At 53.3% G+C, this 14,148-nt stretch carries 14 protein-coding genes; 4 read left to right on the top strand and 10 right to left on the bottom strand.

Annotation, left to right across the window (positions count from 1 at the left end; translation table 11 throughout):
• Positions 1-76: 76 nt before the first annotated feature.
• A complete protein-coding gene (gene merA / locus ORD20_RS11065; RefSeq protein ID WP_430626178.1) occupies positions 77-1,738 on the bottom strand; it encodes a mercury(II) reductase in 1,662 nt (553 codons plus the stop codon).
• Positions 1,739-1,975: 237 nt separating this feature from the next.
• On the opposite strand from merA, the gene ORD20_RS11060 reads away from it, so the two are divergent.
• The 3 genes from ORD20_RS11060 to ORD20_RS11050 are packed head-to-tail and all read left to right on the top strand — an operon-like array spanning position 1,976 to position 3,509.
• Complete coding sequence (locus ORD20_RS11060; protein WP_242968573.1) at positions 1,976-2,359, top strand: ArsR/SmtB family transcription factor; 384 nt, start codon at positions 1,976-1,978, stop codon at positions 2,357-2,359.
• Positions 2,360-2,382: 23 nt separating this feature from the next.
• Positions 2,383-2,943, top strand: coding sequence for a hypothetical protein (locus tag ORD20_RS11055; RefSeq protein ID WP_103376020.1), 561 nt, complete (start codon positions 2,383-2,385; stop codon positions 2,941-2,943).
• On the top strand, positions 2,937-3,509 hold the full coding sequence (locus tag ORD20_RS11050) for a hypothetical protein (RefSeq protein WP_103376021.1): 573 nt from the start codon (positions 2,937-2,939) through the stop codon (positions 3,507-3,509). Before ORD20_RS11055 ends, ORD20_RS11050 begins: the two co-directional genes overlap by 7 nt.
• 2 nt (positions 3,510-3,511) lie before the next feature.
• On the opposite strand, the gene ORD20_RS11045 is transcribed toward ORD20_RS11050, so the two are convergent.
• The 6 genes from ORD20_RS11045 to ORD20_RS11020 all read right to left on the bottom strand — a co-directional run bounded on the left by ORD20_RS11045 (position 3,512) and on the right by ORD20_RS11020 (position 9,833).
• Positions 3,512-4,429 (bottom strand): PfkB family carbohydrate kinase, encoded by a 918-nt coding sequence (locus ORD20_RS11045; RefSeq protein ID WP_103376022.1) that lies wholly within the window; start codon positions 4,427-4,429, stop codon positions 3,512-3,514.
• 23 nt (positions 4,430-4,452) lie between these two features.
• Positions 4,453-5,895, bottom strand: coding sequence for a purine-cytosine permease family protein (locus ORD20_RS11040; protein ID WP_242968574.1), 1,443 nt, complete (start codon positions 5,893-5,895; stop codon positions 4,453-4,455).
• Positions 5,896-6,127: 232 nt separating this feature from the next.
• Positions 6,128-7,360, bottom strand: a complete 1,233-nt coding sequence (locus ORD20_RS11035; protein ID WP_103376023.1) for a hydantoinase/carbamoylase family amidase — start codon at positions 7,358-7,360, stop codon at positions 6,128-6,130.
• 3 nt (positions 7,361-7,363) lie between these two features.
• On the bottom strand, positions 7,364-8,311 hold the full coding sequence (locus ORD20_RS11030; RefSeq protein ID WP_103376024.1) for a dihydroorotate dehydrogenase: 948 nt from the start codon (positions 8,309-8,311) through the stop codon (positions 7,364-7,366).
• Positions 8,308-9,057, bottom strand: a complete 750-nt coding sequence (locus tag ORD20_RS11025; RefSeq protein ID WP_103376025.1) for an FAD-binding oxidoreductase — start codon at positions 9,055-9,057, stop codon at positions 8,308-8,310. Before ORD20_RS11025 ends, ORD20_RS11030 begins: the two co-directional genes overlap by 4 nt.
• Positions 9,054-9,833, bottom strand: a complete 780-nt coding sequence (locus ORD20_RS11020; protein ID WP_158246318.1) for an IclR family transcriptional regulator — start codon at positions 9,831-9,833, stop codon at positions 9,054-9,056. The genes ORD20_RS11025 and ORD20_RS11020 overlap by 4 nt, the downstream gene beginning before the upstream one ends.
• 210 nt (positions 9,834-10,043) lie before the next feature.
• Here ORD20_RS11020 and ORD20_RS11015 point away from each other — a divergent pair, with 210 nt between their 5' ends.
• A complete protein-coding gene (locus ORD20_RS11015; RefSeq protein ID WP_103376027.1) occupies positions 10,044-11,276 on the top strand; it encodes an MFS transporter in 1,233 nt (410 codons plus the stop codon).
• Between the two features lie 102 nt (positions 11,277-11,378).
• Here the strand turns inward: ORD20_RS11015 and ORD20_RS11010 are convergent, their stop codons facing one another.
• The 3 genes from ORD20_RS11010 to ORD20_RS11000 are packed head-to-tail and all read right to left on the bottom strand — an operon-like array spanning position 11,379 to position 14,140.
• Positions 11,379-12,407, bottom strand: coding sequence for a gamma-glutamyltransferase family protein (locus ORD20_RS11010; protein WP_430626177.1), 1,029 nt, complete (start codon positions 12,405-12,407; stop codon positions 11,379-11,381).
• A gap of 15 nt (positions 12,408-12,422) precedes the next feature.
• On the bottom strand, positions 12,423-13,166 hold the full coding sequence (locus ORD20_RS11005) for an ABC transporter permease (protein WP_430626176.1): 744 nt from the start codon (positions 13,164-13,166) through the stop codon (positions 12,423-12,425).
• 29 nt (positions 13,167-13,195) lie between these two features.
• A complete protein-coding gene (locus ORD20_RS11000) occupies positions 13,196-14,140 on the bottom strand; it encodes an ABC transporter permease (protein ID WP_103376029.1) in 945 nt (314 codons plus the stop codon).
• Positions 14,141-14,148: the final 8 nt, after the last annotated feature.

Below are 14,148 nucleotides of genomic sequence, written 5' to 3'. Positions count from 1 at the left end.
CTCGCCAAAAGCACCTATGCCGCCTGCAGAATCTGCACGCGGCATAGCGAATGGCAACACAAAATGTTATGTCAGTCTATCCAGCACAGCATGATAAGGTGTCGACGTCTTTCCCGAAGGTGAGGGCCGCCAGTTTTAATCCTTCCGCCATCGTCAAATAAGGTGCTAGAGATTCGGTCACATCATCAATCGTCAAACCATATTTCACGGCCAGGGTCGCCGCATAAATGACATCACCCGCATTGTCGGCCACGACCTGCACACCACGAATCTTCCCACTTTGTGATTCCGCCACCACTTTGAAAATTCCAAGCGTTTCCCGGTTAGCCAACGCCCTTGGCACGGCGTCGAGCGGCAATACCGAAGTCTTGACCGCTAACCCCTGCTTATTTGCCATCTCTTCCGTAATGCCCACCGAAGCAATAGCTGGTTGCGTAAAGGTTACCGCAGGAACGGCACCAAGGTCTATATGTTTAGACACCTGAATACCCATGGCGTTTTGGGCTGCTAGTTTACCCTCATACGCAGCGACATAAACAAACTGCGGCCCCATCGTCACATCACCAGCCGCATAGATTCGTGGATTGTCTGTCTTAAGCGTGTCGTCAATAACAGGCTCCCCCAACCTGCCTAACCTCACACCTGCCGCGCCAAGATTTAACGCCTCTGTATTGGGCACACGTCCCGCCGCAACAAGCACCGCATCGCCCCGAATGTGTCGAGTTTCATGATTCACCGTCACGGTGAGGACCTTTTCGGCACCGCGTTGCACGACATCGTGATAGGTGGCGCCGGTAATCACATCAATCCCCGACGCCTTAAGAACGTCCGCGATGACCGTGCGCACTTCTGTATCATAATCCGGCATTAGCTCTGTTCGGCGTTGAACCAGCGTCACTTTTGATCCCCAGCGGCGAAACATCTGTCCTAGTTCAAGGGCAATGTATCCGGATCCAATGACGATAAGGTGTTCCGGACGCTGCGTGATATTCAAGGCCGTAGTGCTGGTCAGGTAGTCGACCGATTCCAATCCTGAGATTTCTGGAATTCGAGGCCTAGCCCCCGTCGCAATCAAATAATGCGCCCCGGTAATAATCCGGTCTCCTACCGCAATGCGATGAGCATCGATAAATTGGGCTTCCCCTTCAATAAAATCAATCTCGTAGAGTGGCAGTAAATCAGCATATTTCTTCTGCCTCATGCTTTGAACCAGTTGATCCTTTTCCGCCACCAACTGGGACAGATCGACAGGCCCTGCACTGGTATTGAGCCCACCAAATGGATTGGACGCGGCTTGATGATGGAGTTCACTCGCACGTAGAAGCGTTTTAGACGGTACGCAGCCCACATTGACACACGTTCCCCCCAAGGTCCCTCTTTCAATCATCGCCACCTTAGCCCCCGCGGAGCGGGCTTCAATGGCCGACGCAAATGCCGCGCTGCCAGAGCCAATGACGACCCAATCATAATCATAAGTGTCCTTGATCGTGCGTTCTATGCTCTGGGGCTCAACGAGGTGCGGTGTGTGCGGCACGTATCCCGCTTGCGTTACGGCCTCTTGCGCTTTGTCTGGAGAAAATTCGACAGAGGCCCAAAATAGCGCACGACCCCGGCGGAAGCTGACTTCCACATTGGTGGCACCGACAGCCTCCAAAGCATGCGCCACGTGGCGCTCACAATCCGTGCACGTCATGCCTTCAATCGCCATCTCGAAGCGGTTCGTGTTATTCTCATCCACCCTTGCATCTCTCCTTTATGCTCTGTCGTCTTTACGATGCACGACGTCCGAATAGTTCATGCGAATAATGTTCCCAAGAAATGTCTGGTTCCCCTCTAACATATCACATAAATTCAATATTACAATATGTTAAAGGTCAATGCTTGGCACTGGTCCATAAGCATGATACGATCGAAATAAAGATAACCTGCGCTTAGCCGTATCGACCGATGTAGAGAGAAGGAAGGAAGGTCAGGATTGCTCAAGCAGAATGATCGCCAACATGAATTAATGGCCGCCTTTTGGCAGGGCCTGAGCCATCCCATTCGACTGCGGATTCTCGCGCTTTTGCGAGAGCATGGGTCTTTAAATGTTGGAGACATGGTCACTGCCTTAGGTATCGGACAAGGCCACCTCTCTAATCATCTCAGCTGCTTGAAAAGCTGTGGCTTTGTCGTGGCGACGCCCCGAGGTCGTTTCATGTACTACCAAATCGCCGATTCCCGGGTCAATGACCTCCTGGATCTCGGCCTGGCCATGATGCAAGACCATGCCGAAGGCGTCGCCGCTTGCGTCGTCGTAGGCCCCGCCCATGAACCCAACCGTGGCTTTTTTCTACCGCCCGGTGAAGATTCACTTTAGAATTTTGGGAAAGGAGCTTTGCTTTGGCTAGAACTTTTACAGTCTCATTGCCGGCCTCTGGGTCGTCTGTCAAGGCTCTTGTTTTGGCTTTATGGCGCGCTGGCGATAGCCGCCGTTTAGGATTTATCACATTTATCATCATTACGGGCTTTTATTCACTATTTTTGCCGGAAGCCTCGACGCAACAGCTCCGTTGGCAAAATTGGCATTATTTAACGCCCATGATGGGCCTGTACAGTGTAGGCTTTGGAATGGTCATCAGCTGGGTGGTTGTCGTGCAATGGTGGGCCATGAAGCAGACCATCGCCTTTCATTCGCAGGCCAGCAGCATGCTAGCCGTCGTAGTCAGTGCCTTACCCAATCTGCTGTGCTGCACTCCCATCCTCCCCTCCTTGTTAGCATTTGCTGGCATTCCTTTGACCAGCCTTTGGCGTATCAGCGGCCCCATTCAAGGGTTTTTTGCGATACATGCGACCGCCATTGAAGGGGCTAGCCTATTATTTGCCGTGCTGATGGCCTATTGGGCCACCCGCCGTATGCTTCACGGGGCCTGCGCTTTGCAAGACGGGTGTTCAACATGTTGAAATACCGTGCGCTCTTGTGGCCCGTGGTGGGGATCCTCCTAATAGGCATACTCTTTGTGGCATTGCACCGCAGAGCCGTCCCGGCATTGCCTCCGGCATCGCCATCTTCTGCTTCCAGTGCAGCGTCATCGTTACCACCGCTCAATGGCAATTTTGTTAACGCACAAACGGGAAAACAAGAACTACTGACCACCGCTGAGGCCGGCAAACCCACGTTGCTATGGTTTGTGACCACATGGTGTGCCAGCTGCCACTACGGCACACAGTTTATCAACCAACACTGGACATGGCTTGCTCAACATCATATCCAAGTCATCGAGCTCGAAGCCTACCACGACATGGGTCAGAAGGGCCCTGCCATGACACCTTTTATGGCGGGCATTGCACCTCGCCCGCTTTGGATTTGGGGCACAGCAGGAAGGCGCTTGACGGCAGCCTTTGACAGTGCCGCATATCCTGATATTTATTTTCTCCTCAGTGCCCACAACCACGTTCAGTATTACAACAGCTCTCCCGGCTCGACGTGGAAAGCCTTAACGACCGCAATCATGCGCAGCCAGAAATGACGCTAGAACTCCTTGAGCGTCCGGCGGAGTTGAACGTAGTCGGGTCCTTGGCCGGGCCCCTCCCGTTCGACTGATAAGGATGCCGCGACGTTGGCTTGCCATATGGCGTCTGGCAAACTTTGCCCCTGCGCCAATGCCGCGATGAGGGCAGCTTGATGGACATCTCCCGCGCCGGTAGTATCGATCGCCTTGGTTTGGCGGGTCGGGATATGCACCACCTTATCATCTGCTCCACATAAATAGGCGCCCTGGGGTCCATCTCGGACAATGGCCCAAGACCCTTCACTCATCAGCCGTTTTAGTCGTCTGACGGAGTCAAACGCATCAGACGCGCCTGTCAGCAATTCCGCTTCCCGTCGATTGGCACTGCAGATATTGCTACGATTCAATAGGTCCTGACGTATCTCCGGCGCTATTTGCATAACGAGCGGTCCGGGGTCCCAAAGCACTAAATGACTTGTTGCCACATGTTGCGCCCATTTTGCCAGATCCGGGGCCTTAGTGGTTGAAAGGAATTCATACCCCGACAAGTAAATGGCATCCCCCGGTTCCAGATTAATGTGCTCTAAATGTTCCAAAGACCACTCACTTTCAGCTCCTAACGCGGTAACAAACGTCCGCTCTCCACCTGTCTCCACGAGGGCGACGTCAAACCCTGTATCCTGGTCTTGCGGGTCTACGTCCTCATGCGCAATAGCCACACCCTTTTCCCGCAGGGTCTGGCGAATCCACTGCCCAAAAACCCCCACCCCCAAAAGACCTCCATAGGTTACGGGCAATCCTAAACGCACGGCCGCCTCAATGACGTTGAATGCTCCCCCTGGCGTAATACGGCCTGCACGCGCAATGACATCACCGCCGCGGGGAGGCCACCCATCGACATACATCATAATGTCCATGATAATGCTACTGACGACCACAAGTCGTTAGGGCTGTTCCCATCTCATTCGCATTCTCCCTTTGCACCTTCTATCACCGTGTGGAGGTTCCCAGTTCTAAGACCAAGGAGTAGGTAGCCCACCAGGGTCACCGTAAACGCCACCATTAATTCGAGACTCGATCCATAGAAAATCCCTCGCGCTAAAGGACCCACAAAAAACGGTGAGGAGGTACATAACAACCCTGCGCCAGTACCCACCGCCCACATAATAAGCGCGTCTACGCGCACTTGGTACGGGGGCGCTGCGCCATATAACAGGTCTTTGTCGTACACGCCCTTTCTCCGTCCCAGCTGGTCCGCAATAAAAATTCCCGCCCATGCCGCCAAACCGGTGCCCAACAGCAAAATAAACGATTCAAAGGGTTCAAGAAAGTTTTTCGCAATCAAAACGACATAGACCGTCCCCCCTGCCATGACCACCGCATCAATTAGGACCGTTTTATAGCGTGGTAAAGGAACAAACATATTTAACAGATTGAGCCCGGACGAATATAAGCTTAAATCGGCTTCACATATTAACCCTCCCGCTGCGGTCAGCAAATACGGAACCGCAGCCCATGGCGGCAAAGCCTGTTGAATCAATTGAATGGGATTTGCGGCCGACGCCAGCGTCGGTTCCTGAGTTGTCAGCAATAAGCCGGTTATCATCAGCACAATGAGCGGCAAAGCCGCTCCACTCACCGTCGACCAAATGATCGCGGATGACTTGACAGACCGCGGAAGATATCGGCTATAATCCGCTGCGGCATTCACCCAACTCAAGCCAGTTCCTGCCACGATGATAGACAGCGCGGGAACAAACCCCGAAAGCCACGGGCCCGGAGGCCGTGACCATAGCAAGTGCCAATGCGTCTTAGGAATCAACAACCCGATGACTAATAAAGTCAGCAACCCAAAAAAATAGCTGGCCCACCGCTGCACCACAACCAACGTGGCGTGCCCTAACAAACCTAAGATAATCGTCAAGCCGACCATGATGACCATGGCAAGCACTGCTAAGATCACGTGGGGAATCGGCAAAAACATGCCTAACAAGGCCATCAACGCCAATGTCCCTGTTATCACGCTAATCGTTTCCCATCCGATAAACGACAACCAGCTCACAAAATTTGGCACCACATTGCCATGAATCCCGAATATGGCCCGTGACAAGGTCATCATGGGAGCCCCTCCGTCACGGCCCGCCACGGATAAGACGCCAACCAACACAAACGAGGCAGCGCCGAGGACGACAACGATGAGCGCCTGCCAGAAATTCATTCCAAAAGAGAGAATGACACCTCCATAAATCACGGCTAAAATCCCAAGATTCGCCGCTAACCATATCCAAAACAAGTCGCTCACGTGGCCCGTTTGCTCCGCACGGCTGACCTGATTAATGCCGTTGACTTCAATGTGCCAAGGCCGATTTCCCTGCTGCCTCATCTCATCGCCTTCATAAGACATCGTGACACCTCTTGGTATTATGACAGTAACCTTCTACAAAAAACTTCAGAGTACTAAGAATTCGTCTAAATCGGGTCCTGTAAGCTTGCGATGGCACCTTCGGGCATCGCATGGCTCCGGTCACCTTTAGCTGACGTTCATCCCCCAATGGAAATCACGTCTCTAACTCTACTGAAATCTTACAACAAAAAAAGCCCACGAAATTTCGTGAGCCTTGTCGTCCTCTACGCTTTCAGGACGAAAGCACCCGTCCGGACTGATTGTGTCCCAAAGCCAAAGCTTTCACGCTTTGATAGTACAGTCCCAAGCCCAACTCGATGTCCTGGGGATCAATGGCCTCACCAGCTTGGTGGGATACGCCGGATATATTGCGAACAAAAAGCATTCCCGTCGGCACATGACGGCAGAGGGTTAAACTATCATGACTGGGCCAACTCGTCGTCATATAAGGGGACATACCGCGGGCACGAAGCTGACCGGCAAGCACTTGGATAATTTCCGGGGAAAGATGCCCTGGCTGCTCCTGGCTAAGAATACGCCGATCAATATGTACCCCACGAAGCGTTTGGACTTCTTGACACTCTTTATCAAACGCTTGGCTGAAGGTGCTGAGCACATCGGCAGACTGCGCCCGGATATCCAGAAGGAGACGTACTGCCCCCGCGATCACATTACTGGCCCCTGGATCTACCTCAACCGCCGTGACCGTCGCATGCAGTCCGGCTGACTCCCACCTGGCAGAAGCCGCCTCAATCCGGGTAATGAGCCATGCCGCAGCGGCCAATGCGTCATGACGATCGGCCATCAAAGTGCTCCCGCTATGATTCGCTTGACCGCGCAAAGCAATCACCCACCTTTGAGGCGCCGCAATCGCGGTCACCACAGCTAAGGGTTGATGAGCATTGGCCAATGCCGTGCCTTGCTCAATATGCAGTTCTAGCGCGGCGCGAATCGCCGAAACTGGCAAAGCCCAAATAGGCACACTGCCATAACCAAAGGCCTTTTGGGCGGCGTCTTGCAAAGATATCCCATCTTTGTCGGTTTGGTGCCAGTCTAGAGTATCCGCTTCCCCACAGGCCGACCGACTCCCCAGTGTGCTCATACCGAAGCGACTGGATTCTTCACTAGACCAATCCACGACCATGAGGCCACCCCAATGGACATCCCATTGTGACAGGACAAAGGTGGCGGCTAAAACTCCCAACACGCCGTCATAATGTCCGCCGTGCGGCACACTGTCGGTGTGCGAAGACAAAAGAATATAGGGAGGATCGCCCACCGTACCAATGACGTTACCAATTCCGTCGATGTGCACGTCCGCGTGCATAGACACCCACAATTCCTGCAGCCAACGTCTAGACGCGACATCACTGGCTGTAAAAGCGAGACGGGATAAAGACCCATCGGCGTTTTGTCCAAATCCGCTCAGCGTCTTTGCCCACGTCCAAAACTGTGACGGTTGCACGGGTTATACCTCCTCTGCGCTGTGGGTTCGCATTTGACGAACCTTGGCCTTGAGTTCTTCAATACTGGCTATTCCCTTATCTTTTAAATAGTGGTCAAGTTCTCCAATGAGTCGTGGCATCGCCATGGGGTCATAAAATGATGCCGTCCCAATTTGAACCGCACTCGCGCCCGCTGCAAATACGGCGATGACGTCTTCAACCGTGCTGATGCCCCCCACCCCAATCACCGGAATGTTGGCATGGTGTGTCGCATCCCACACGGCGGCCAGCGCTATCGGTAACAAAGCGGGCCCTGACAATCCTCCCCGCGTTGCCCCAATCATCGGCCTCAGGGTATGGATATTGACCATCATCGCAGACGTCGTATTAATTACGGTACAAGCATCGGCCCCTGCCACTTCCGCGGCCTGGGCCATTTCACCCACGGAAGGAACATCAGGAGACAATTTCGCCCATAGCGGTTTGGCCGTCGCACCTCGAGCCATCGCAACACACTCTTGCAGCAAGTCCTTATCCTGTGCGGGCATCCGGTGATACCGAATATTAGGACACGATAAATTCAGTTCTATCGCCGCGACGCTTGGCTGGCCGTCGAGGGCGGCGACGAGTTGCGCATATTCGTTGGCAGAGTACCCCGCTACACTCACAATCACCGGTGACCCTAAAGCGGTATAAGTCGGTAAGATCTGCTGAATAAACACGTCAATGCCAGGACTCGGAATACCAATAGAGTTAATCAAACCGGAAGGAGTTTCGGCCAATCGCGCCGGAGGATTACCTTTTTGGGGGTGAAGGGTGACACTTTTCACCACAATCGCCCCAAGAGTTGCTGCATCAAAGGGCAATGCTGGCGCATTGTGGCAGTCAAACGTCCCCGATGCCGGCATCACAGGGTTTTTTAGCTGAACCTGGCCAATCTGTGTGCGTAATGACACAGACGTCTGGCTCACAGCAATCCCTCCTCAATCGGTCGGGTGGGACCATCCACGCATAACAAGTGCCATTCCGGCCCGGTTGCACACCCCTTGCACCACCCAATTCCACACGCCATCTTCTCTTCCAAAAAGACCTGCGCTTCATAGCCATAAACTCCTTGCCATGCCGCCACTTGCGCCGTCAGGCGGCGCGATCCGCACACCAACACACGCCGAGGACGGTATCCTTCCTGTAAATCCTTGATAAATGCCAACGATACAGACGATGCGCCTTGACCATCCACATGGCAGGTAACAGGCCCTATGGCGGCAAATGCATCGGCTTCCAACAGCAAGTGTTGTGCCCGGGCTGATAAGTAAATCCTCACATCGTGTCCTCGTCGGCCCAGTTCTTTAGCCATGGGCAACAGCGGGGTAATTCCCACACCGCGCCCCAATAAAGCCCAAGCTCCTTCTTCGGGCCATACCGGTGTGCCCAACGGTCCAATCACCATTAACCGATCTCCTGGCTGTAACGCAGACAACGCCTGAGTTCCCGGCCCTACAATACGGATATACAAGATGACGCGGCCCTTTTCGGGATCCCACTCACTAGGCGCCATCGCACGCGGCAACAAAGATGACTGTTCGGGACGTACCATCACGAATTGCCCTGGCTTCATCGCACGCGCGACCTCGGGACTGTCTATTTCCAAGCGGGCCACTGTATCATCCAAATGAACGCACGAAGATACCGTAGCCATTTCACGCACCCAACTCACGGCTCTATCCCCTCATTGTCCACCACACGCGCCATATCCAAAGGGCTGGAGATGCGCTGTCCGACGGCGCGCAGCGCCGCTAATAACTCTTGCGTCCGCTCGGCAACAACCAAAGTCGGGGCGACAATAGTTAAACTGACCCACCACGGCGGAGTGCCCACCGGTATCGCAATCGCGCTATTGCCTAACTCCAGCTCATCACGACAGAGTGCCCAGCCTTGCTGGTGAATCTGCGGCATTTCTTGCTGCAACGTGGTCACGGACTGCGTGTAGGGAGTCGGTGTCCAAAAACCGAGCTCCCGCTCCTCTTGTTCAAACCAGGCCGTCACCCGCTCTGGCGGAAATTGCGCTAATAATACCTTCCCGGGGGCCGACCCACGCAGCGGCACCCGCGCTCCCAATTTGACATATACCGGATAGAAGCTTCGCGGAGTGGCCACCGCTACACTGAATAAGCGACCGCCTTGCAAAACGGCCGCATAACTGAACAACTGCACGTCTTGCGTTAACGTCGTCACGGCTTCTTGCAGTACTTCAACATATGAGGTCTGCGCATAATAAGCCGTAGCCCATTCAAAAACTCTCCAACTAAGGAAATACCGGTTAACACGCGCATTGTGGGTTAACAGTCCCGCCTGTTCCATGTCAGCGACAAGACGATATAAGCTGGCCTTCGGCAATTCCAATACATACCCAATCTGCGTCAAACTCGCTCCTTCACGGCCTTGTTGGGATACGAGTTCCATAACACGGACAATCCGGTCCAGCCGATCCACACCATCATCTCCTTGTCTCATTTTTGATACTACTGTCTCACTTTTAGTCTAGTCAATAGTCTAAATACTTTTTTGTATAATTAAAACAAAAAGTTTTGAGATATCTTGACGAATTCTCTTTCATTATGCCATCGTATTGCATAGATTGACAAACTCTTCTGTGAACACATCCCGCAATCCTGTAACTCAGCATTTTTAAGGAGGTTGACAATGGCAGAGCAAACGTCCCAATCCTTAAGCTATCCCTCGACCAAGCGCACGCAGTGGCAAAATCTTGGCGCTGCAAGTTTGGGCTATTTGACCGATGGACTCGATCAAATGATTATTTCTTTTACCCTCACGGCCGTGATCGCCAGTTTTGCCCTTAATTCCGTTCAAGCTGGTGCCATTGCCACTGCCACCATGGTGGGGACATGGGTTGGTTCATACGCGTTTGGATTGCTTGCTGACTATGTAGGCCGCGTACGCACTCTGAGCTGGACCATTTTGCTGTATGCGGCATCGACAGGCTTATCCGCGTTATCGCCCAATTACCACATGTTGCTGTTCTGGCGTTTTCTTGTGGGCTTGGGTATTGGCGGGGAGTTTGGTATTGGCATGACCCTGGTCACCGAGTCATGGCCTGCCAAAATCCGGGCGCAGGCTGGTTCCTATGTCGCCATTGGATTCAGTCTCGGCGTATTATTAGCATCATTTGTGACACTCCTCATCCTCCCCCATTGGGGTTGGCGCGGCGTCATGGTGGTGGGTGTTTTGCCCGCCATCTTAGCTGCTTGGGCACGATTTCGTCTAAAAGAACCTGCTGATTTTCAAACGGCGCGTACTCACCGCCGCGCTTTTCCGCTGACCGATTTGTTTGCCTCGGGAAAAATAACAAAAGTCACCCTGGCTCTGCTATTTATGACCACCGTGCAGAATTTTGGATACTACGCCATTATGCTCTGGATGCCCTCAACGCTCGAAAAAGTGCATCACTACACGTTAGGCCATACCACCGAGTGGACTTTAATCACCACCACGGGAATGATTGTTGGCATTATCTTTTTTGGGTGGCTGTGCGATACAATTGGCCGCAAACCCTCTTACATTATCTTGTTCCTTGGCACCGCACTCATGATTCCCTTGTACTTTTCGATTACGAGTCCGGTTATTGTGCTCTGGGGCGGATTTATCTTAGGCGCTTTCGTCAATGGCGGGATGGGGGGATACGGTGCATTGCTGTCCGAACACTACCCGACCGAGTCGCGTTCTACGGCGGAAAACTTCATTTTCGGAACGGGACGTGGTGTCGGCGGCGGATTAGGCCCGCTCCTCATCGGTCTGCTCGCAACCCAAATGAGCATCACATCAGCTCTAACCTTGCTATTTATCGTCTATCCGGTTGCTGCGCTCTTCGTTTGGCGATGGGTTCCCGAACGTAAGGGGCAAGAATTACCTGCTTAAAAGACCCCACGCACAGTCAATCGCCCCTCACAAAACCTCTGTGGGGGGCGTTTAGATTGACGTGTTCATGTGCGTTCTTACTGTCAAAGTGGGTCTGCACCGTTACCAGGCGGCTACCATGCCATCCGCACGCGGTTCCGTGGCTCCAATGAGCACGCCACTCCCGTCTTGCCACACGATTTGACCCCGTCCGAACGGCGCCACTTCCGTCGTAACTTGCACATCATGGCCGCGCTCGCGCAAAGCCGCCACAATTTCCGGAGCCATGGTGTGCTCCACGACCACATGCATGCCTTGTTCCCAATAAAATCGTGGGGCATCTAAAGCGGCTTGCGGGTTCATTCCCCCCTCCAGAACACGACTTAAGACTTGAACGTGTCCTTGCGGCTGCATAAACCCACCCATTACGCCAAATGGGCCAATCGGCTTTCCCTTCTGTGTTAAAAATCCGGGAATAATGGTATGATATGGCCTTTTACCGGGTTCCAATATATTGGGATGACCCTCTTCTAGAGAAAACAATTGCCCGCGATTCTGAAGCGCAATTCCCGTTCCTGGCACAACCAGTCCGGATCCAAAGCCAGCAAAATTGCTTTGAATATAGGACACCATATTGCCTTGATTATCCGCTGTGGCCAAATATACGGTACCTCCGGGTCTCGGCAATCCTGCGTGCGGCAAAGCGGCCTTGGGGCCAATCAAGCCCCGTCGTTCTTGCAGATAGGCCGCGTCCAAAAATGCGGCGGGGGGACTCGCCATATACTGCGGGTCAGCCAAGTAGCGCTGCGCATCGGCAAAAGCCAATTTTAGCGCTTCAATTTGTTGGTGGATCCGCTCTTCCTCTGAATGAGCATCCAGCCCTTCGAGAATTTTTAGCGCCATTAACGCCACAAGCCCTTGGCCATTGGGCGGCAGCTCCCATACCTCATAGTCGCGAAATGCGACAGACAACGGGTCAACCCACTCGGGAGCATATGCTCCGAAATCCTTTAATGACAAAATGCCGCCCGTGGCGTGCGAGAAGCTTACCATTTCTTGGGCGAGTCGGCCGCGGTAAAAAGACTCGGCATGCGTATTGGCAATCTCTTGTAATGTCTTGGCATGGTCAGGCAAGACCCATCGCTCGCACATCCCGTAATCCCCCAATTAGGGGCATGGGTGCGCTTGGAGCAGGCCCCAATTAGGGGCTAGAAACGAGAGGCTGGCCACTGCCAGAATTGCACTGCCAATGTTCAACGTGGCCACCACAAGAATGGGGGTCGCCGCATTGCGCAGAACATGGTACAGCATGATGCGCCATGGCGATGCCCCTAAACAACGCGCCGCTTCAACATACTCTCGTGTCCGCGCACTCAGCACCTGCCCCCGGGTAATTCGAGCAAACTGAGGAATGGTAACAGCCGCTATGGCCCATACCGCATGAATAAGAGACGGTCCTAAAATCCAAGCAATAGCCAACGCGAGAACCAATGCAGGAAACGCCAGAGCCGCGTCCACGATGCGCATAATCACATCGTCTATCCACCCGCCGTAATAGCCTGAGACCAGCCCAACCGGTACCCCAATGCCTACGCCAATGGCCACAATTAAAATACCAGAAACCAAGGAACTGCGGGCTCCATAAATGATCCGTGACAGAACGTCTCGCCCCAGTTCATCTGTTCCTAGCCAATGGCGAGCAGATGGCGGCTGGAAGGCCTGGCTAAAATGGGTCGCCAATGGAGGAAAGGGGGCAAGGGCTGGCGCAAACAGCGCCATCAACACAAATCCCACCACAATAATCAGTCCCATGATACCCAGTTTATTTTTCCAAAATCGGCGCAACGCACGACTGTAACCTTGAGCATCTGCGACTACGACGACCTCTGATGACATCGGTTGTTCGATCACATGTATCCCCCCTTCGCAGTGGCTTGTGATCAGTTGTAACGAATACGCGGGTCCAGCCATGCATAAACAAGATCAACACATAAATTAGCCAACAATACCACAAACGCCATGAACAAGACCGATCCATCTAGGACCGGGTAATCCCGGTCAAAAATCGCATTGACGACCAATTGTCCCATCCCGGGCAAGGAGAAAATCGTCTCGGTAATGACAACGCCTCCTAGCAAGGCCCCCACTTGCAACCCCACGACCGTTACCACGGGCACCAGCGCATTGCGTACCCCATGACGCATGACAACGGCCCATTCGCTAATGCCTTTCGCGCGAGCCACCTGAATATAAAGCAAATGCATCACTTCGATTAATTCGCCGCGTAATACCCGCGATGTCACCGCTGCCAAGGGTAAGGCTAGGACAACTACCGGCAATACCAAATGCACCAAATTGCCCGGCACGCTTTGAGTTAGCGGTACCCACCCTAAAGAGGGAAGCCAATGCAGTCCTACGGCAAAGATATACACTAGCAACAACGCCAACCAAAAATTGGGGATCGCCGCCCCGACCAACGCCAAAAGTCGCGATAGGTTATCCACCCAGGTATTGGGCCGATAGGCGGCGAAGATTCCCGTAGGAATAGCAATCAAGAGCGACACAATAACGGCAAGGACGGCAAGCTCCAAGGTCACGGGAAGACGGGTAATAATCAGAGATAATACGGATTGTCCATCGAGAAGCGACACGCCTAAATTGCCACGTGCGACCTGCCCGATATACGCCGCAAACTGTTGCGGCAATGGGCGCGTCAGCCCCATCTTCACGTCCAACAAATGCACTGCCTGAGGACTGGCCTGGTCTCCCAATATTGTGTATGCGGGATTGCCCGGCGTCAGGTGAATCAAACTAAATGTCACCACCAGCACAATAAACGCGACGGGGACCAGCGAAAGAATACGACGCACAATAAAGGTTACCATTCGCTTCG

Origin of the sequence: Sulfobacillus thermotolerans (assembly GCF_039623705.1) — a bacterium.
Lineage (GTDB): Bacteria > Bacillota > Sulfobacillia > Sulfobacillales > Sulfobacillaceae > Sulfobacillus > Sulfobacillus thermotolerans.
This window is presented reverse-complemented; position numbering and strand designations above follow the sequence as displayed.